The organism is Micromonospora humidisoli, assembly GCF_016900955.1.
Taxonomy (GTDB): Bacteria; Actinomycetota; Actinomycetes; order Mycobacteriales; family Micromonosporaceae; genus Micromonospora; species Micromonospora wenchangensis.
In genome coordinates this window covers 60,405-78,349 of record NZ_JAFEUO010000001.1, presented here as the reverse complement: position 1 = coordinate 78,349, position 17,945 = coordinate 60,405, and the positions used below count along the sequence as shown (strand labels likewise).

Sequence of the window (17,945 nt, the reverse complement as noted above, 5' to 3'; positions counted from 1 at the left end):
GCGGTGGGGTGGTGTGAGCCACCGACGGCGGCGGGACGGGCCGGAAGCGGGAATGATGGTCGGGTGAGGTTCCTTCATGGCGCGGTGCCCGCGCACGACCTGACCTACAACGACGTCTTCATGGCGCCGGCCCGCTCCGAGGTGGGTTCGCGCCTCGACGTCGACCTGTCCACCGGTGACGGCACCGGCACCACCATCCCGCTGGTGGTGGCGAACATGACGGCGGTGGCCGGCCGCCGGATGGCCGAGACGGTCGCCCGACGCGGCGCGATCGCGGTCATCCCGCAGGACATCCCGATCGAGGTGGTCGCCACCGTGGTCGAGTGGGTCAAGCAGCGGCACCTGGTGCACGACACCCCGATCACGCTGGGCCCGACCGACACCGTCGGCGACGCCATCCACCTGCTGCCCAAGAAGTCGCACGGCGCGGTGGTGGTGGTCGACGAGGCCGGCCGCCCGGTGGGGGTGGTCACCGAGGCGGACACCCACGAGGTGGACCGGTTCGCCCAGCTCCAGCACGTGATGTCGACGGAGCTGCACACCGTGCCGGCCGACGCCGACCCGCGTACCGGATTCGAACGGCTCAACGCGGGACGGCGGCGACTGGCCCCGGTGGTCGACGACGACGGCCGCCTGGTCGGGGTGCTCACCCGGCAGGGTGCGCTGCGGGCCACCCTCTACAAGCCGGCCGTCGACGACCGGGGGCGGCTACGCATCGCGGCGGCCGTCGGCATCAACGGCGACGTCACCGGCAAGGCCGAGGCGCTGCTCGCGGCGGGGGTCGACACCCTGGTGGTGGACACCGCGCACGGGCACCAGGAACGGATGATCTCCGCGCTGCGGGCGGTCCGCAAGCTCGACCCGCCGGTCCCCGTGGCGGCCGGCAACGTGGTCACCGCCGAGGGGGTACGCGACCTGGTCGAGGCCGGCGCGGACATCGTCAAGGTCGGGGTGGGCCCGGGGGCGATGTGCACCACCCGGATGATGACCGGGGTCGGCCGGCCGCAGTTCTCCGCCGTGCTGGACTGCGCGGCGGCGGCCCGCGCCCTCGGCCGGCACGTCTGGGCCGACGGCGGGGTACGCCACCCCCGGGACGTGGCGCTGGCGTTGGCCGCCGGGGCGTCCAACGTGATGGTGGGCTCCTGGTTCGCCGGCACCTACGAGTCGCCCGGTGACCTCTACACCGAGCCGGACGGGCGGCGCTACAAGGAGAGCTTCGGGATGGCCTCGTCGCGGGCCGTCAGCGCCCGGACCGCCGAGGACAGCGCCTTCGACCGGGCCCGGAAGGCGATCTTCGAGGAGGGCATCTCCACCGCGCGGATGTACCTGGACCCGGCCCGTCCCGGCGTCGAGGACCTGATCGACGAGATCATCTCCGGGGTACGCAGCGCCTGCACCTACGCCGGCGCCCGCACCCTGGACGAGTTCCACGAGCGCGCCCTGGTCGGCGTCCAGAGTCACGCCGGCTACACCGAAGGCATGCCCCTCCCCACCAGCTGGTAACTCCCCCTCCCACACCCCCGCCCTTGCCCCGCCCCGCCCCGGTCCCGTCCCGCCCGCTCCCGTCCCGCCCCGTCTTGCCCCGGTGATCAAGAGGTTTACGTCACCCGCGCCCCACCAGCTGACGCTTTCCTCTTGATCACCGCCCAGCAACCCGCCCCGCCTCGGTGATCAAGAGGTTTACGTCATCCATCCCCCACCAGCTGACGCTTTCCTCTTGATCACCGCACCAATCACCCCACCGGCGCCGGTGATCAAGGGATTTGCGTCAGATTATCGCGCCGAGTTGACGTAAACCTCTTGATCACCGGGGCAAGACGGGGCGGGAGCGGACGGGGCGAGACGGGGACCGGAGGCGGGGGCGGAGACCGGGGGCGGGGCGGGGGTGAGACGGGCGGGGGTGGGGAGGGTCAGGGTGGGGGGAAGAGGCGGCGGATGACGGTGCGGGCGGCGGCGCGGGGGTCGGCCTCGACGTCGGGGGGTAGTGCGCCGGAGAGCCAGAGGGTGGCGAAGCCGTGCACGATCGACCAGGCGGCCAGCGCGTCCGTGCGCGCTTCGCCCGGTTCGGCCCGGTCGGGCGGTAGGGTCGCCACGCCGGTGTGCAGCGCCGCGCCGGCCCGTTCCCGGGCGGCCCGGACCTCGGGGGCGTCGGCCCGGTAGAGGTCGGGTCGGAACATCACCTCGAAGTGCGCGCGGTGACGGACGGCGAAGTCCACGTACGCCACGCCCACGTCGAGCAGGTCGTCGCCGGCTGCGGTCAGGGCGGCGGCGAGCAGGTCGAACCCCTCGACGGCGAGGGCGGTGAGCAGTCCCGCCTTGTCGCCGAAGTGGTGGGTCGGTGCGGCGTGGGAGACGCCGGTACGGCGGGCGAGGTCGCGCAGGCTCAGGGCCGCCGGCCCGGCTTCCTCGATCGCCGCAACGGCCGCCTGGAGCAGGACGCGGGGCAGGTCGCCGTGGTGGTAGGGCCGGGTGACGGTCATGACACCAGAATAACTTTGCATTGACAAGAAGGCCATCGGCGATCCAATCTTGTCAGCATAAAGATTTGCGACCGAGGAGGCATCCATGGTTCCGTTCATCGCTCTGCTCGTCGGCACCGTCGCCGCACGCCTGGCCGGACTGGCCGGCGTGGACGCGCTCGACGGCTGGCACCCCGCACTCCGTGTCGGGCTGGCACTACTGTTCATCATGACCGGTTTCGCCCACTTCGTCTCGCCCCGTCGGGAGGATCTGATCGCCATGGTTCCGCCCCGGCTACCCCGACCCGGCACGCTGGTCACCGTCACCGGGGTGCTGGAACTGGCCGGCGCGGTCGGGCTGCTGATCCCGGCCACCGCCCGTCCGGCCGCCGCCGGGTTGGCGCTGCTGATGGTGGCGATGTTCCCCGCGAACGTCTCGGCGGCCCGGCGACGCCTGACCCTGGCGGGCCGCCCGGTCACCCCGCTCGGCATCCGCACGGCGATGCAGATTCTCTACGTCGGCACCGCGTTGACCATTCTGTTTGGCCCCTGACGATTTGGGGGCTAACATACTCAGCGTGCAGAGGGAACCACTCATCGTCTTTCCCGCCGTGCTCCGTGACGTGCCGCTCGGGCGACTGCTGTCAGTCGCCGGCCACCTCGTCGACCAGCACTGGGGTCGATACCTGGCCGAGCACCACGGCCTGACCCCGGCCGGGATGCGGGTGCTGTTCACCCTGAACCACCTCGACGACGCCACCCACCGGGACGTCGCCGACCGCTGCTTCGTCCGGCCCGCCACCCTCACCGGGATCGTCGACACCCTCGAACGGGACGGCTTCGTCGAGCGTCACCGCGACGACGCCGACCGGCGCAGCGTACGACTGGCGCTGACCGACAAGGGGCGGGAACACCTCCGCTCCCTGGCCGGCCGGATGCGCACCGACACCCCGCTCACCTCCGTCGACGCCGACCCGGCCCGACGTGAGGTGATCCGGGATTTCCTGATCGAGGTCATCACGACCATGTCCGACGGGGAGGACAAGAGGTTGACAACAACACAGGACCAGGAATCGACCGACCACCCGAAGCCCGGGAGCCATCCGTGCTGATCAGCCTGCTGCGCCGCTACCTGCGGCCCTACCACCGGCCGCTGGGCTTGGTGGTGCTGCTCCAGTTCGTCGGCACGATGGCCTCGCTCTACCTGCCGAGCCTCAACGCCGACATCATCGACCTGGGGGTGGCCCGGGGCGACACCGACTACATCATCCGTACCGGCGGCTGGATGCTGCTGGTCAGCCTGGTCCAGATCGCCTGCTCGGTGACCGCTGTCTACTTCGGCGCGCGGACCGCGATGGCCTTCGGCCGGGACGTCCGCGCGGCGATCTTCGGGCAGGTCAACCGGTTCTCCGCCCGCGAGGTGGCCCGCTTCGGCGCGCCCTCGCTGATCACCCGCAACACCAACGACGTGCAGCAGGTGCAGATGCTCGTGCTGATGAGCTGCACCATGCTGGTCGCCGCCCCGATCATGAGCATCGGCGGGGTGGTGATGGCGCTGCGGGAGGACATCGGCCTGTCCTGGCTGATGCTGGTCAGCGTGCCGGTGCTCGCCGTCGCGCTCGGCCTGGTCATCCGCCGGATGGTGCCCGGTTTCCGGCTCATGCAGACCCGGATCGACACGGTCAACCGGGTGCTCCGCGAGCAGATCACCGGCATCCGGGTGGTCCGGGCGTTCGTCCGCGAGCCGTACGAGACGCAGCGGTTCGGGGTGGCCAACGCCGACCTGACCGCCACCGCCCTGCGGGTCGGCCGGCTGATGGCGCTGATCTTCCCGGTGGTGATGCTGGTGCTCAACGTCTCCAGCGTCGCCGTGCTGTGGTTCGGGGCGCAGCGGGTCGATTCCGGGCAGATCCAGATCGGTGCGCTGACCGCCTTCCTGGCGTATCTGATGCAGATCCTGATGGCCGTCATGATGGCCACCTTCATGCTGATGATGGTGCCGCGCGCGGCGGTCTGCGCGGAACGCGTCACCGAGGTCCTGGACACAGAGTCCACTGTGGTGCCACCGACCGACCCGGTCACCCGGGTGGACGGGCACGGTGAGTTGGAGCTGCGCGGGGTGGCCTTCCAGTATCCGGGGGCCAGCGCGCCGGTGCTGCACGACATCTCGTTCCGGGCCACCCCGGGGCGGACCACCGCCGTGATCGGCTCGACCGGCGCCGGCAAGACCACCCTGCTGACCCTCATCCCCCGGCTGGTCGACCCGACCGCCGGCACGGTGCTGGTCGACGGGGTCGACGTCCGCGAGCTGGCCCCGGAGGAGCTGTGGCGGCGGATCGGCCTGGTGCCCCAGAAGCCGTACCTGTTCACCGGCACGGTGGCGAGCAACCTGCGCTACGGCAACCCCGACGCCACCGACGAGGAACTGTGGACGGCGTTGGAGATCGCCCAGGCCCGCGACTTCGTGGCCCAGATGCCCGGTGGTCTCGACGCGGCGATCGCGCAGGGCGGCACGAACGTCTCCGGCGGGCAGCGGCAACGCCTCGCCATCGCGCGGGCACTCGTCCGTAAGCCGGAGATCTACCTGTTCGACGACTCGTTCTCGGCGCTCGACCTGGGCACCGACGCCCGGTTGCGGGCCGCGCTGCGCCCGGTCACCGCCGACGCCGCAGTGGTGATCGTCGCCCAGCGGGTCTCCACCATCATCGACGCCGACCAGATCATCGTGTTGGAGGACGGAGGCGTGGTCGGGATGGGCCGACACGACGAGCTGCTCGACACCTGCCCGACGTACGCCGAGATCGTGGCGTCGCAGCAGACGGCGGGGGTGCCGGCATGACCGCCGTACCCGAGCAGAAGAAGGCCCCGGAGGAGACCACGCCGAAGCGGCTGCCGGCGGCCGGCCGGCGCACCGGCGGCCCGCCGTGGATGAGCGCCGGCATGCCGGCGGAGAAGTCGATGAACTTCGGGCCGTCGGCCCGCCGGCTGCTCGGCCGGCTACGACCGCACCGGGTCACCTTGACGGGCATCATCGCCCTGGCGGTGACCAGCGTCGGGTTCGGCGTGATCGGGCCGAAGATCCTCGGCCACGCCACCGACATCATCTTCGCCGGGGTGATCGGCCGGCAGTTGCCGGCGGGCAGCACCGTCGACCAGGCGGTGTCCGGGATGCGGGCCGCCGGCAACGACAACCTCGCCGACATGGTCGCCCGGATGGACGTGGTCCCCGGGGCGGGCATCGACTTCGACGCCCTCGGCCGGACCCTGCTGTTCGCCCTCGGTCTGTACGTGGTCGCCAGCCTGCTGATGTGGTGGCAGGGCTGGCTGCTCAACGGGGTCGTGCAGGCCACCGTGCTGCGGCTGCGCGCCGAGGTGGAGGAGAAGCTCAACCGGCTGCCGCTGCCCTACTTCGACAGGCAGCCGCGCGGTGAGCTGCTCAGCCGGGTCACCAACGACATCGACAACATCTCGCAGACCCTGTCGCAGACGCTGAGCCAGCTGCTCACCTCGCTGCTGACCGTGGTCGGCGTGCTGGCGATGATGTTCTGGATCTCGCCGCTGCTCGCGCTCGTCGCGCTGGTCGCGGTGCCGCTGTCGGTGATCGTGACGCAGCAGATCGCCAAGCGGTCGCAGCGGAAGTTCATCGCCCAGTGGACCCACACCGGCGAGCTGAACGGCCAGATCGAGGAGGCGTTCACCGGGCACGAGCTGGTCAAGGTCTTCGGCCGCTCGCCGGAGGTGGAGGCCAGCTTCCACGCCAAGAACGAGGAACTGTTCCGGGCCAGCTTCGGCGCGCAGTTCATCTCCGGGATCATCATGCCGGCGATGATGTTCGTCGGGAACCTCAGCTACGTGGCGATCGCCGTGGTCGGTGGGCTGCGGGTGGCCTCCGGGTCGATGAGCCTCGGTGACGTGCAGGCGTTCATCCAGTACTCGCGGCAGTTCACCCAGCCGCTGACCCAGCTCGCCTCGATGGCGAACCTGCTCCAGTCCGGGGTGGCCTCCGCCGAGCGGGTCTTCGCCGTGCTCGACGCCGACGAGCAGAGCCCCGACCCGGCCACGCCGGCCCGGGTCGTCGAACCGCACGGCCGGGTCGAGTTCGAGAACATCTCCTTCCGGTACGACCCGGAGACGCCGCTGATCGACGACCTGTCCCTGGTCGCCGAACCCGGTCACACGGTGGCGATCGTCGGCCCGACCGGCGCCGGCAAGACCACCCTGGTCAACCTGGTGATGCGCTTCTACGAACTGGACTCCGGGCGGATCACCCTCGACGGGGTGGACATCACCACGCTGCGCCGCGACGACCTGCGCGGCCGGATCGGCATGGTGCTCCAGGACACCTGGCTGTTCGGCGGCACCATCCGGGACAACATCGCCTACGGCCGGCCGGACGCCACCGAGGAGGAGATCCTCGCCGCCGCGCGGGCCACCTTCGTGGACCGGTTCGTCCGTAGCCTCCCCGACGGGTACGACACCGTCATCGACGAGGAGGGCAGCAACGTCAGCGCCGGTGAGAAGCAGCTCATCACCATCGCGCGGGCGTTCCTGGCCGAGCCGTCGCTGCTGATCCTGGACGAGGCGACCAGCTCGGTGGACACCCGTACCGAGGTGCTGCTGCAACGGGCGATGGCGGCGCTGCGGTCGGACCGGACCAGCTTCGTCATCGCGCACCGGCTGTCCACCATCCGCGACGCCCACCTGATCCTGATGATGGAGAACGGGCGGATCGTCGAGCAGGGTACCCATCAGCAACTGCTCGCCGCGCAGGGCGCGTACCACCGGCTCTACCAGGCGCAGTTCGCCGCGGCGGTGGTCGACGACGAGGCCGAGCCGGCAGCGGCGGCACCGGCCCGGGGCTGAGTGACAGACGGTGCGGGGGCCGGGGGCGTCGTGCCCCGGCCCCCGCACCGTCAGCCGGCCGGAAGCAGTTCCGCCGAGCGGGCCGCCACCACCGCGCCGATCAGCCGCACCGCGTCCGCCGCCGGCATCGGGTCGAGGCTGCGGCCGTCGCGCAGCCGCAGGGCCACCGCGTCGTCGGCCGCCTCCCGGGCACCGACCACCCCGACGTACGGCACCCGGCGGCGGGCCGCGTCGCGGACCCGGGCACCCAGCGAGCCGCCCGCGTCCACCTCGACCCGCAGGCCGGCGTCGACCGCCCGGCGGGCCACCCGGTCCACCGCACCGGACTGCCCGGCGTCGACCGGCAGGAGCAGCAGCTGCACCGGGGCGTACCAGGGCGCAAACGCGCCCTCGTGCTCCTCGATCAGATAGGCGAACAGCCGTTCCATGCTCCCGACCAGGCTGCGGTGCACCAGCACCGGCCGTTGCCGGGCACCCGCCGCATCGGTGTACGACAGGTCGAACTTCTCCGGTTTGTCGAAGTCGATCTGCACGGTGGAGATGGTCGACTCCCGGCCGGACGGGTCGACGATCTGGATGTCGATCTTGGGGCCGTAGAACGCGGCCTCGCCGGGCGCCTCCTCGTGCCCCACCCCGTCGAGCGCGGCGCGCAGCAGTTCCTCGGCGCGGGCCCAGGACGCGTCGTCCCCGACGTACCTCGCACCCGGCCCGCGCAGCGACAACCGGAACCCGGCCGGGCGGACGCCGAGCGCCGCGTGCGCCTGGCGGATCAACCGTAGGATCTCCCGGACCTCGTCGCCGACCTGCTCCAGGGTGCAGAAGTTGTGCGCGTCGTTGAGCGAGATGGCCCGCACCCGGGCCAGCCCGCCGAGCACCCCGGACCGTTCCGCCCGGTACATCCCGCCCAGCTCGCCGACCCGTAGCGGCAGCTCCCGGTAGGAGCGGCCCCGGGCCCGGTAGACCAGGGCGTGGTGCGGGCAGAGCGCCGGCCGGAGCAGCAACTCGTCGTCGCCCATCCGCATCGGCGGGAACATCTCGTCGGCGAAGTGGCCGAGGTGCCCGGACAGCGCGAACAGCTCGCGCCTGCCCAGCGGCGGGGAATAGACATGCTGGTAGCCGGCCCGGCGCTCCAGCTCGCGAACGTACTCCTCGACGGCGTGCCGGGCCGCCGCGCCGGCCGGCAGCCAGATCGGCAGCCCGGCGCCCGCCAGCGGGTCGGAGACGAACAGGTCCAGTTCGCGGCCGAGCCTACGGTGGTCGATCATGTCGCGCTCCTTGATCGGGTACGACCCGGAGGCGACCGTTCCCGCGACGCCACGAGGCCCCGGGCGAATCGCCCGGGGCCTCGTCGACGGTGAACGTCAGTGCGGAACGCCGGGATCTCCCGGCGTCGTGGTCACCACGGCACTGCGCATGCGGTCACCGTACGACCTCCGCGACGCCCGGCGCGACCGTATTCTCCGCGCTGTCCAGCGCGGGCGTGCAGCACAGGCAGTGACGCGTGGCACCCGTCGGTGCCGGAAAGGGGGAGGGTCGCCGGCACGGGACCTGCCGGCGACCCTCGGCGGCCCGCTCGTCAGGAACGGGGGACCTGACGGTGTAGGGGCCGCGTACTCAACGGTACGCCGACGCCCTCCGCTTCGCCGACCCCCTCCCGCCGGCCGCGCCGGGCGGCACCCGTCGTGCGGCGGGCGGCACACCACCCTGGTGTGCGCAGCCACGCGGTCACCGACGGTGGCCGTGGCCAGCGCGACCGGCCCGGTCTCCGGTGCGGGAAACCTCGGCAAGCCCATAAGGATCGCTTATATTTGGCAGGTGTGGGACGTCAGGCTGCATCCCGAGGTGGAGGCGTGGTTCCTCGACCTGTGCCGCGTCGATCCGGCCAGCGCGGATCTGGTGGGTGAGGCCAACGACCTGCTCGCCGAGCACGGCCCGGCGCTGGGACGCCCACTGGTGGCTGGGACGTCCACTGGTGGACCGGCTCAAGGGCAGCTCGTTCCATCACATGAAAGAGCTGCGACCAGGGTCGAGTGGCACCACGGAGATCAGGATGATCTTCGCCTTCGATCCGCTACGTGAGGCGGTCTTCCTGGTCGCCGGCGACAAGTCGGGTCAGTGGCAGAGCTGGTACCGGAAGGCCGTGCCGCTCGCCGACACAAGGTTCGAGGAACACCTGATCGCACTTAAGGAAGCGCAACGATGAGCAACGGTTCCGATTGGCGTGAGGTCAGGGCCAAGGCGCGTGAGATCGACCCATCCTGGGACGACCCCGAGCGGGTCACCCGTCGTGGTCGGTTCCGGGAAAGGATGCTCGCCTCCGTCAGCGGCGCGCAACTGGCCGACATCCGCCGGCAGCTCGGCATGACCCAACAACAGCTCGCCGAGGCCGCCGGCCTGTCCCAGGCCCGAATCAGCCAGATCGAGAACGGCGAGCACACCAGCCTGGAATCGCTCCGCGCCTATGTCACCGGCCTCGGCGGCCAGGTGGACGTGGTCGCCCGCATCGGAAACATCCGGCTCAACGTGGCCTGACCGCACGCCGTCCCGGCCCGGGTCGGATATCGGCCGGAGCACGACCGACGCCCGACCCGGGCCAGGGGGTCATTCGAGTTCGTGGAGCATGAGCTGGCGGGCGGCCTCGGTGATCGAACCGGACAGGCTCGGGTAGATCGTGATGGTCTGGGCCAGTTCGTTGACGGTGAGGTTGTTCTCGATCGCCATGGTGATCGGCAGGATCAGCTCGCTGGCCTTGGGGGCCACCACCACGCCGCCGACCACCTGCCCGGTGGACGGGCGGCAGAACAGCTTGACGAACCCGTCGGCCAGGTCGTCCATCTTGGCGCGGGCGTTGCCGGTCAGCGGCAGCATCACCTGACGGGCCAGGGTACGGCCGGAATCCGCCTCGTCCTGGGAGACGCCGACGGTGGCCAGCTCCGGGTCGGTGAACACGTTCGCGGCGACGGTACGCAGCCGCAGCGGCCGGACCGCCTCGCCGAGGGCGTGCCACATCGCGATCCGGCCCTGCATGGCCGCGACGCTGGCCAACGGCAGGACCCCGGTGCAGTCGCCGGCGGCGTAGATGCCCGGGACGTTGGTACGCGACACCCGGTCGACGGTGACGTAGCCGCCCTTGGCCAGCTCGACGCCGTACTCGGCGAGCCCGAGGTCGGCGGTGTTCGGGATCGAGCCGACGGCGATCAGGGCGTGCGAACCGGTCACCACCCGGCCGTCGGAGAGGACCACCTCGACGCCGTCGCCGACGCGTCGGACCGCGTCCGCCCGGGAGTTGTTGAGGATGCTCATGCCCCGGCTGCGGAAGACCTGCTCGATGGCCATCGCCGCGTCGGCGTCCTCGTGCGGCATCACCCGGTCCCGGCTGGAGACCAGCGTCACCTCGACCCCCATCGCCTGGTAGGCGCTGGCGAACTCGGCACCGGTGACGCCCGACCCCACCACGATCAGGTGGGTGGGCAGCTCGGGCAGGTCGTACACCTGCCGCCAGGTGAGGATCCGTTCCCCGTCGGGCAGCGCGGTGGGGAGCTGACGCGGGGTGGCACCGGTGGCGATCAGCACGGTGGAGGCGTCGATCGGGTATTCCCCGCCGCCGTCGGCGGGGGTGACGACGACCCGGTGGGTGTGACCGAGGGTGTCCTCACCGAGCCGGGCGGTGCCGGCGACGAAGGTCACACCCGCTTTGATCAGCTTGGTGTGGATGTCGGCGGACTGGGCCAGGGCGAGCCGCTTCACCCGCTCGTGCACGGCCCGCGCGTCGACGGTGACCGCCTCCAGGCCGTCGGAGTGGATGCCGAACTCCTCGGTGTCCCGGTAGCCGGTCACCACCTCCGAGCTGGCGATGAAGGTCTTCGACGGGACGCAGTCGGAGAGCACGCAGGCCCCTCCGGCGCCCTCGGCCTCCACCACGGTGACGTCGGCGTCCAGCTGCGCGGCGACCAGGGCCGCCTCGTAGCCGGCCGGCCCCCCGCCGATGATCACGATGTGGCTCACAGCCCTCGCCCTTCCTCGGTGCTCATAGTGACTTTCTTCTCCCGAACCCGTCCGACACGCACTGTCGTATTCTCCCCCACCCGTCCGCCGGGCTATCGTCATCGCCGTGCGTCACTACGCGGCCTACGGCTCAAACCTGGACCCCGCCCGGATGCGGGCCTACTGCCCGCATTCGCCCATGGTGGGCGTCGGCTGGCTGGAGGGGTGGCGGCTGACCTTCGCCGGTGAGGACGTGATCGGCTGGGAGGGTTCCGTCAGCACCGTGGTCGAGTCCCCGGGCGACCGGGTCTTCGTGGCGCTGTACGACATCGACCCGTACGACGCCGCCCAGCTCGACGAGTTGGAGGGCGTCACCGCCGGCACGTACCGCAAGCTCACCGTGCGGGTATCGACGCTGGACGGGGACGTGACCGCCTGGGTGTACGTCTTCGACGGCTACGAGGGTGGCCTGCCGACCGCCTGGTACCTGTCGGAGATCGCCAACGCCGCCGAGAAGGCGGGCGCGCCCGACGACTACGTCTCCGAGCTGCGGTCCCGCCCCACCGGCACCGCCTCGGCGTAACGCGTATCGCACCCGTCCAGTGTGCTCCCGGCGGCGGGACCACCCGACGGCGACCCCGCCGGGCGTCACCCGGCACACACCGGGGCCGGCGGCCGACAGCCGGGCCAGCGAGGGCAGCCGGGCCCGCCCACGGCAGCCGGCATACACCTGGGCCGTTGACGGCAGCCGGCCCATACCGGGTCGGCGTGCTCAGGCGGCGGGCACGCTCCGCTCGTACAGGTCGATCCAGCGGGTCTCGTGCAGCCCGACCGAGCGGTAGAGGGTGACCGGGGTGGTCGGGTTGGCCAGATCGAAGCCGAGCCCGGCGTGGCCCCGGCCCTTGGCCGCGTAGACCGCGAACGCCCGCCGCAGCAGTGCCGCCCCGACCCCGCGCCGCCGGTACGCGGGCAGCACCGACAGTGTGCGTACCCAGCCCATGTCCTGCTCCAGCGCCTGGTCCGACGAGTTGAGCGCGCCGGCCGGCTCGCCGTCGACCTCGGCGATGAACCACTCGTCCCAGACCCGCCCGCCGTCGGTGAGTCGGTCCCGCCAGCCCTCGAACCCGGCCGGCTCGTAGTCCGGGGTGTCCCGGAAGGCGGTGTCGTGGATGTGGTGGAACAACCGCAGGTCGGCCTCGTCACCGGCGTGCAGCGGCCGGACGGTCACCCCGGGCGGGGGCGGCGGCTCGGCGGGCAGGTCGGCCAGCGACCGGCTCATCCGCACGTACCGTTTGGCCCGGGTGAACCCGGCGGCGGTCAGCTCGCCGGCCCAGCGGGTCTCCGGCGCGCAGACGGCGGCGCGGGCGGTGAGCGCGGGCCGGCCCCGCTCGGTGGCGCGTTCGGCGACCCGGTGCAGCATCCGGTCGAGCAGCACGGCCCGCAGCGCCGTCGCATGCTCCGGGTCGACGAACACGTCGAGGTACTCGCGGCCCACCCCGGTCGGGTTGTCGACCACGCTCCAGCCGACCACCCGCTGATCAGGATCGGTCAGCACCCAGGAGTCCTGCTGCGGGTCGAAGAACGGCGCGGTCAGCGCGGCCCGGACGTCGTCGGCGTCGAAGTCGGGGTGGCCGATGGCGAACGTGTCGGCGGCGTGCACCACGGCGAGCAGCGCGGGCACGTCGTCCAGGGTGGGGCGGCGGGCGGTCCAGCCGGCGGGGAGCGTCACGCCGCAGATCCTGGCAGCCCGCCCACCGCTGCGCCGCCGATTTTCCGGGCCGCCGGCCGGTCGGGCCGGGCCGGGACCGCCAGCCGCCCGGCGGAGTGGGGCCGGACCGGCAGCCGCCCGGCCGCGTCGGGCCGGGCCGCCGTCGGACGGTCCCCGGTCGGCAGGTCAGCCGTCCGCGTCGGCGCGGAGCCGGGCCCGCACGTCGGTGAGCAACGCGATCAGTTCCCGGCCCTCGGCCGGGCGCAGCGCCCGGAAACCGGCCGAGGCCAACCGGTCGGTCACCGCCTCGGCCCAGAGCCGCCGCCGCACCAGCGGCCCGACCGGCGGGTACGGCGGGGACCACCCGCACGCCGCCGCCCCGGCCTCCCCCTCCGGCCCGGCCAGCACCGCCTCCAGCGGGGTCATCCCGGCGGCCCGCACGGCGAGCAGGTAGGCCCCGGTGAAGTGTTCCCGCAGCAGCAGGAGCGCCACGGCGGCCCGGGCACCCTCGGCGTGCACGGGCAGCGGCATCGCCCGCCAGGCGGCGAACAGCGGCATGCCTGTCGCGTCGGCGGCGGCCACCACCCGTTCCAGCAGGGCGGTCAACCGGGGGGTGCCGGGCAGGTCGTCGAGATGCTGGGCGCCCCACCGGCAGCACTCGGTCAGGTGGGCGGTGGCCACCTCCAGCGGCCGGACCACCCGCACGGCGGTGTCCCAGCCGTCGGCGACCGCCTCCGGGGCGAGGAAGCCGAGCGCCGCCGCCACCGTCTCGGCCCGGATGTCGCCCAGTGCGCCGGCCCGCCCGGTGACATAGAACGCCCAGCTCGGGATGCCCATCGTCCTGGCCCGGCGCAGGGTCCCCGGGCAGCGGCTGAACAACTCCCCCAGCTCCAGCACGGCGGGTTTGCTCCCGGCGGCCACCTGTTCCGGCGTCATCCCGCACGCCCGTAACACGCATTCATCGCGTTCAGTCTGCCTCCTCACCGCCCGCCGTGGGGTCCGCCTCTTCGGCGTCCACCGCCTCGATCGCCCCCTCGACCTCACCGGTGCGGCGGCGGGCCGCGGTGAGCGTCCGCTCGGCCGCCCGGCGGGCCAGTTTCGCCCGGCTCAGCTCCTGTTCGGCGACGGCCCGACGACGCTCCAGTTCGGCCAGTTCCCCCTCGATCCGGTCGAGCGCCGCGACGCTGTCCCGCTCGGCCGTGGCCGTGCCGTCCAGCTCCCGTTCGGCCTGCCGCTGGGCGGTCCGCGCCGCCGTCAGCTCCCGGTCCAGCGCACGGCGACGCTTCGCCCGTTCGGCCCGCGCCGCCAGCCGCTCGGCACGGGCCTGTCGCGCACCGCCCCGGTCGGTCTCCCGCTGCGGTACGACGTCCGCCGCACCGCCACCGGGGGGCTCCGCCACGCCACCGGTGACCAGTCGCAGTTGGGGACGGGGCACCTCGCCGAATCCGGAGTGGTGCACCGCCCGCAGCAGCCGTCCGGTGCGGACCTGTTCGGCGACCGCGGTGTCGGCGAGTGCGGCGTGCAGCGTGGCCTCGACCTCGGCCAGCGGCAGCCGGGCGGCCGGCGGCGCGTCGGGCCGGCCGGCGGCGATCCGGCGTACCTCGGCGACCAGGGCGGCGACCAGTTCCCGCCGCTGGGCGGACAGTTCGCGCAGCCGGGGGCCCTTGAGGTCACGCTGGGCGGTGCGTAGCGCCTCGGCCAGCGGCCCGAGGTCGGCGACCAGTTCGGGGCGGTCCAGGGCGAGCAGGTTCACCAGCCAGGCCGCCACCGTGGGCCGTTTCCAGCCGGCGATTCGCCGGGCGGTGGCTGGGTCGCCGGCCCGGCGGGCCTCGGCGACGGCGGCGTCCCGGGCGGCGACGAACCGGTCGGGCGGGGTGCGGTAGAGCTGCCGGACCAGCTCGGACTCGTCGACGGCCACGACTCAGACGTCGATTCGGCTGCCCGGCTCCAGCCGCTGGTAGTCGGTCTGTGACAGTGCCGTGTACTGCCGGTCGAGCACGCCGTAGCCGTTGTCGTTGAGCAACGCGTCGTGCAGGGCGTACGCCCGGCGCGGGGCGACCGCCCGGATGAAGTCGACCACCTCGGAGAACTTCGACCAGGGCGCGTGGATCGGGGCGAAGAGGGTCTGCACCTCGACGTCGGTGGGGACGTGCAGCGCGTCGCCGGGGTGGTAGACCGTGTCGTCGAACAGGTAGCCGACGTTCTCCACCACCGGGATGTCGGGGTGGATGACGGCGTGCCGGCCGCCGACGGCACGCACCGGGATGCCGGCGGCGGTGAACGTGTCGCCCGGGGCGACCGGGGTGAGGGCCGGGGCCGCGTCGCCGAGCACCGTGCCGAGCGCGGCCGGCCCGTACACCGGCAGCGGCTCCCGGTCCAGCCGCCTGGTGAGCGCGGCGACGTCGACATGGTCGGGATGTTCATGGGTGACCAGCACCGCGTCCGCCCCGTCCAGCGCCGCCACCTCGCTGAACACGCCGGGGTCGACGACCAGCACCGCCCCGTCGCGTTCGATGCGGAGGCAGGAGTGCGTGTACTTGGTGAGCCGCATCGTGACTCCTCGAATATCGAATCGTGATCTCCTCAGCGCAGTCTGCCGGAACCGGGGCGGCTGTGCGCCGCGTCCGAGCTAACGCCCCGCGACCGGGGCGCGGACGACGACGGGAGCGGGGATGACACTGAGGACGGCGGGAACCGGGGCGCGGGCCCTGGCGGCGATGGGGTTGGCGGCGCTGCTGCTGGCCGGGTGCGGGGCGGCCGACCGCGACGGCAGTTCGGCCGGTTCCGCGCCACAGGAGAAGGCACCGGCGCAGGGGGCGCCGGGTGGGGCGGCGCCGGACCGCGACGCGGCTGCGGGACAGGCCGGTACGGGCGCTGCCGACCTGCGGGTCGACCAACGGGCGATCATCTACACCGGAACGATGCGGGTGCAGGTGGACGACGTGGAGGCGGCGGCCCGACGGGCGGTGGCGGCGGTCACCGCGACCGGCGGGTTCGTCGGCGGGGACCAGCGGCGCAGTGTCTCGGCGTCCGCGCAGGCGGAACTGGAGTTGCGGGTGCCGGCGGCGAAGTTCACCGCGCTCGTCGACGAGTTGGCCACCTACGGCCGGCAGCAGCGCCGCGAGATCCGTACCCAGGACGTCACCGAGGAGACCGTCGACCTGGACGCCCGGATCACCACCCAGCGGGCCCGGGTGGACAGTGCCCGCCGGCTGCTGGCGCGGGCCGACACGGTGGCCGAACTGGTCTCGCTGGAGAACGAGGTGAGTCGTCGGGAGGCGGACCTGGCCTCGCTGGAGGCGAAGAAGCGTCGGCTGGCCGACCTGACGGCGCTCTCCACGGTCACGGTGACCTTCGTCGGCCGGGACGCCTCGACGGCCGACGACGAGCAGGCCGAGGACCGGACCGGCTTCATGGTGGGTCTGCGCGGCGGCTGGACCGTCTTCCTCGCCTCGATGGGCGTGCTGCTCACCGTGCTCGGGGCGCTGCTGCCCTGGCTGCTGCTCATCGGGGTGCCGGTGACGGTGGCCGTGGTGCTGCTGCGTCGGCGACGCCGTCAGCGGCGGCCCGCGCCGCCGGTGGGACCGGTCGGCGGGGGCCACCCGCCCGTGGGACCGGGCGGGGGCCACCCACCGGCGCCTAGCGGACCGCCGCCAGTGCCCGCAACGCGGTCTGCACCATGAGCCGTACCCCGACCGGGACGGCCCGCTCGTCGACGTCGAACGACGCGCGGTGCAGGTCGACGGTGGGGCCGCCGACCCGGCCGACGCCGAGCCGGGCCAGCGCGCCGGGAACGTGTTCGAGATACCAGGAGAAGTCCTCGCCGCCCATGCTCTGCGGGGTCTCCGCGATGCCTTCCGGGCCGAGCGCGGCGGCGGTGGCGGCGGTGAGGATGCCGATGGCGCGGGCGTCGTTGCTGACCGGTGGCCGGCCCCGCAGGTATTCCAGGTCGACGGTGGCGCCGGTGGGCGCGATGACGTCCCGGACGACCTGAGCGACGATCTGGGGGGCCTGCTCCCAGGTGTCGCGGTCCATCACCCGCAGGGTGCCGGCCGCGCACGCCTCGGACGGGATGACGTTGTACCGGGTGCCGGCCGAGGCGTGGCCGAACACCAGCAGCAGCCCGCTGTTGGCCGGCACCCGGCGGTTGACCAGGGCCGGAACCTCGGTGACCAGGCGGCCGAGTGCGTCGACCAGGTCGACTGTCAGGTGTGGGCGGGCGGTGTGCCCGCCGGGCCCGGTGAGTTTCACGGTGACGTTGTCGGCCGCCGCGGTGATCGGACCGACCCGCAGCCCCACCTTGCCCACCGGCTGGTTGGGGTCGCAGTGCAGGGCGAAGATCTGCACGACGTCATCCAGACCACCGGCCTCGATGACCTCCAGCGAGCCGCAGGGCAGGATCTCCTCGGCCGGCTGGAAGATGAGCCGGACCCGGCCGTCGAGCTGGCCTGAGTCGGCGAGCTGGGCCAGCAGCATGCCGACGCCGAGCAGAACTGCGGTGTGCACGTCGTGACCGCAGGCGTGGCAGACCCCCTCCACGGTGGACCGGTAGGGGACCTCCTTGACGTCGGTCAGCGGCAACGCGTCGATGTCGGCGCGGAGCGCGACGATCGGGCCGTCCGGCCGCCCGTCGATGTCGCAGATCACCCCGTTGCCCTTGGGCAGCAGTCGGGGGTGCAGCCCGGCGAGGGTGAGTTCCCGGGCGATCAGCGCGGCCGTCTCGAACTCCTCCCCGGACAGTTCCGGGTGGGAGTGGAGGTGGCGGCGGGTGGCGATCAGACCGGGTACCCGCAGCGCGAGCAGGTGATCCAGATCGTGGGGCAGGGGCTGGGACCCGGACGGCGCCTCCGGCCAGGACGACGCCAGCTGGCTGCCGTTCGGCAGCGTCAACGCACTCGTCACGTCGAATTCTCGATCACTAGAAATGGATG

Annotated in this window: 17 protein-coding genes; 9 read left to right on the top strand and 8 right to left on the bottom strand. The window is 72.6% G+C overall.

All coding sequences use genetic code 11. The features are described from left to right. The first annotated feature begins 63 nt into the window (after positions 1 to 63). On the top strand, positions 64 to 1,503 hold the full coding sequence (locus JQN84_RS00335; protein WP_204956415.1) for a GuaB1 family IMP dehydrogenase-related protein: 1,440 nt from the start codon (positions 64 to 66) through the stop codon (positions 1,501 to 1,503). Between the two features lie 407 nt (positions 1,504 to 1,910). On the opposite strand, the gene JQN84_RS00330 is transcribed toward JQN84_RS00335, so the two are convergent. After that, complete coding sequence (locus JQN84_RS00330) at positions 1,911 to 2,480, bottom strand: TetR/AcrR family transcriptional regulator (RefSeq protein ID WP_204956414.1); 570 nt, start codon at positions 2,478 to 2,480, stop codon at positions 1,911 to 1,913. Positions 2,481 to 2,565: 85 nt separating this feature from the next. Between JQN84_RS00330 and JQN84_RS00325 the strand changes: the two genes are divergently transcribed. From JQN84_RS00325 to JQN84_RS00310, 4 genes are read left to right on the top strand one after another with little or no spacing between them, the layout of a single operon-like run. Next, the gene (locus tag JQN84_RS00325) at positions 2,566 to 3,012 is read left to right on the top strand and encodes a DoxX family protein (protein ID WP_204956413.1); all 447 of its coding nucleotides are present in this window, start codon (positions 2,566 to 2,568) and stop codon (positions 3,010 to 3,012) included. Positions 3,013 to 3,037: 25 nt separating this feature from the next. After that, positions 3,038 to 3,571, top strand: coding sequence for a MarR family winged helix-turn-helix transcriptional regulator (locus JQN84_RS00320; protein WP_204956412.1), 534 nt, complete (start codon positions 3,038 to 3,040; stop codon positions 3,569 to 3,571). Continuing rightward, positions 3,565 to 5,298: an ABC transporter ATP-binding protein gene (locus JQN84_RS00315; protein ID WP_204956411.1), complete on the top strand. Its 1,734-nt coding sequence runs from the start codon at positions 3,565 to 3,567 to the stop codon at positions 5,296 to 5,298. The genes JQN84_RS00320 and JQN84_RS00315 overlap by 7 nt, the downstream gene beginning before the upstream one ends. Beyond that, a complete protein-coding gene (locus JQN84_RS00310) occupies positions 5,295 to 7,322 on the top strand; it encodes an ABC transporter ATP-binding protein (RefSeq protein ID WP_204956410.1) in 2,028 nt (675 codons plus the stop codon). Before JQN84_RS00315 ends, JQN84_RS00310 begins: the two co-directional genes overlap by 4 nt. 50 nt (positions 7,323 to 7,372) lie before the next feature. On the opposite strand, the gene thrS is transcribed toward JQN84_RS00310, so the two are convergent. Continuing rightward, positions 7,373 to 8,587 carry a threonine--tRNA ligase gene (gene thrS / locus JQN84_RS00305; RefSeq protein WP_204956409.1) on the bottom strand — a complete coding sequence of 405 codons (1,215 nt, stop codon included), beginning with the start codon at positions 8,585 to 8,587 and terminating at the stop codon, positions 7,373 to 7,375. Positions 8,588 to 9,222: 635 nt separating this feature from the next. Here thrS and JQN84_RS00300 point away from each other — a divergent pair. Together JQN84_RS00300 and JQN84_RS00295 are read left to right on the top strand one after the other, a co-directional pair. After that, positions 9,223 to 9,525 carry a type II toxin-antitoxin system RelE/ParE family toxin gene (locus JQN84_RS00300; protein WP_372445862.1) on the top strand — a complete coding sequence of 101 codons (303 nt, stop codon included), beginning with the start codon at positions 9,223 to 9,225 and terminating at the stop codon, positions 9,523 to 9,525. Next, on the top strand, positions 9,522 to 9,854 hold the full coding sequence (locus JQN84_RS00295) for a helix-turn-helix domain-containing protein (RefSeq protein WP_088643940.1): 333 nt from the start codon (positions 9,522 to 9,524) through the stop codon (positions 9,852 to 9,854). Before JQN84_RS00300 ends, JQN84_RS00295 begins: the two co-directional genes overlap by 4 nt. A gap of 69 nt (positions 9,855 to 9,923) precedes the next feature. Here the strand turns inward: JQN84_RS00295 and JQN84_RS00290 are convergent, their stop codons facing one another. Continuing rightward, on the bottom strand, positions 9,924 to 11,327 hold the full coding sequence (locus JQN84_RS00290; protein WP_204956408.1) for an NAD(P)H-quinone dehydrogenase: 1,404 nt from the start codon (positions 11,325 to 11,327) through the stop codon (positions 9,924 to 9,926). Between the two features lie 106 nt (positions 11,328 to 11,433). On the opposite strand from JQN84_RS00290, the gene JQN84_RS00285 reads away from it, so the two are divergent. After that, the gene (locus JQN84_RS00285; protein ID WP_067304651.1) at positions 11,434 to 11,889 is read left to right on the top strand and encodes a gamma-glutamylcyclotransferase; all 456 of its coding nucleotides are present in this window, start codon (positions 11,434 to 11,436) and stop codon (positions 11,887 to 11,889) included. A gap of 189 nt (positions 11,890 to 12,078) precedes the next feature. Here the strand turns inward: JQN84_RS00285 and JQN84_RS00280 are convergent, their stop codons facing one another. The 4 genes from JQN84_RS00280 to JQN84_RS00265 form a co-directional block, all read right to left on the bottom strand. Continuing rightward, positions 12,079 to 13,035: a GNAT family N-acetyltransferase gene (locus JQN84_RS00280; RefSeq protein ID WP_204956407.1), complete on the bottom strand. Its 957-nt coding sequence runs from the start codon at positions 13,033 to 13,035 to the stop codon at positions 12,079 to 12,081. 165 nt (positions 13,036 to 13,200) lie between these two features. Further along, positions 13,201 to 13,950 carry an SCO6745 family protein gene (locus JQN84_RS00275; RefSeq protein ID WP_204956406.1) on the bottom strand — a complete coding sequence of 250 codons (750 nt, stop codon included), beginning with the start codon at positions 13,948 to 13,950 and terminating at the stop codon, positions 13,201 to 13,203. Positions 13,951 to 13,981: 31 nt separating this feature from the next. Continuing rightward, complete coding sequence (locus JQN84_RS00270; RefSeq protein ID WP_204956405.1) at positions 13,982 to 14,932, bottom strand: hypothetical protein; 951 nt, start codon at positions 14,930 to 14,932, stop codon at positions 13,982 to 13,984. Between the two features lie 3 nt (positions 14,933 to 14,935). After that, positions 14,936 to 15,565 carry an MBL fold metallo-hydrolase gene (locus tag JQN84_RS00265; protein WP_204956404.1) on the bottom strand — a complete coding sequence of 210 codons (630 nt, stop codon included), beginning with the start codon at positions 15,563 to 15,565 and terminating at the stop codon, positions 14,936 to 14,938. Positions 15,566 to 15,686: 121 nt separating this feature from the next. Between JQN84_RS00265 and JQN84_RS00260 the strand changes: the two genes are divergently transcribed. After that, a complete protein-coding gene (locus JQN84_RS00260; protein ID WP_239484609.1) occupies positions 15,687 to 16,697 on the top strand; it encodes a DUF4349 domain-containing protein in 1,011 nt (336 codons plus the stop codon). On the opposite strand, the gene JQN84_RS00255 is transcribed toward JQN84_RS00260, so the two are convergent. Next, positions 16,654 to 17,916, bottom strand: a complete 1,263-nt coding sequence (locus tag JQN84_RS00255; protein ID WP_204956403.1) for an amidohydrolase — start codon at positions 17,914 to 17,916, stop codon at positions 16,654 to 16,656. The two genes, JQN84_RS00260 and JQN84_RS00255, sit on opposite strands and share 44 nt — an antisense overlap. Positions 17,917 to 17,945: the final 29 nt, after the last annotated feature.

Excerpts from the sequence above, each read along its gene's own strand:
- JQN84_RS00330 (WP_204956414.1), bottom strand. The coding sequence starts at position 2,480 with ATGACCGTCACCCGGCCCTACCACCACGGCGACCTGCCCCGCGTCCTG.
- JQN84_RS00325 (WP_204956413.1), top strand. The coding sequence starts at position 2,566 with ATGGTTCCGTTCATCGCTCTGCTCGTCGGCACCGTCGCCGCACGCCTG.
- JQN84_RS00310 (WP_204956410.1), top strand. The coding sequence starts at position 5,295 with ATGACCGCCGTACCCGAGCAGAAGAAGGCCCCGGAGGAGACCACGCCG.
- thrS (WP_204956409.1), bottom strand. The coding sequence starts at position 8,587 with ATGATCGACCACCGTAGGCTCGGCCGCGAACTGGACCTGTTCGTCTCC.
- JQN84_RS00295 (WP_088643940.1), top strand. The coding sequence starts at position 9,522 with ATGAGCAACGGTTCCGATTGGCGTGAGGTCAGGGCCAAGGCGCGTGAG.
- JQN84_RS00275 (WP_204956406.1), bottom strand. The coding sequence starts at position 13,950 with ATGACGCCGGAACAGGTGGCCGCCGGGAGCAAACCCGCCGTGCTGGAG.
- JQN84_RS00265 (WP_204956404.1), bottom strand. The coding sequence starts at position 15,565 with ATGCGGCTCACCAAGTACACGCACTCCTGCCTCCGCATCGAACGCGAC.
- JQN84_RS00260 (WP_239484609.1), top strand. The coding sequence starts at position 15,687 with ATGACACTGAGGACGGCGGGAACCGGGGCGCGGGCCCTGGCGGCGATG.